The organism is Bacillus sp. LR--39 (assembly GCF_053613335.1).
Window position 1 is genome coordinate 1 of sequence record NZ_JBSIOT010001273.1, and the last position, 585, is coordinate 585.

Consider the following 585-nt stretch of genomic DNA (forward strand, 5'->3'; position numbering starts at 1 on the left):
ATTTTCATTACAGGCAATCGGCATTGGTTCCTTTGGTCCCGTTGATAACGATAAAACCAGTCAAACATACGGTACCATTATGGCCACGCCGAAAGCGGGCTGGAGACACTACCCCTTTTTGCAAACTGTTAAGAACGAAATGAAAATCCCAGTCGGATTTAGTACAGATGTCAACGCTGCGGCGCTGGGTGAATTCCTTTTCGGTGAAGCGAAGGGTCTTGACAGCTGCCTGTATATAACGATTGGCACTGGCATCGGAGCGGGGGCTATTGTAGGGGGCAGGCTCCTTCAGGGGCTGTCGCACCCAGAGATGGGCCATATTTATATCCGGAGGCACATGGATGACGCATACCAAGGAAAGTGCCCTTATCATGGAGATTGTTTTGAAGGTTTAGCTTCAGGCCCCGCTATCGAAGCCCGCTGGGGAAAAAAAGCCGCGGATTTATCAGATATAGCACAAGTCTGGGAACTGGAAGGGTACTATATTGCCCAAGCGGTGGCTCAGTATATTTTGATCCTTGCCCCTAAAAAAATCATTCTTGGCGGCGGCGTCATGCAACAGAAACAAGTGTTTTCTTATATCTA

The 585-nt window shown here is 48.5% G+C and carries 1 pseudogene; it reads left to right on the forward strand.

The features are described 5' to 3' along the window. Nucleotides 1-585 (forward strand): annotated as a pseudogene (gene gmuE, locus ACWHAR_RS29915) (fructokinase GmuE); the annotation flags it as partial.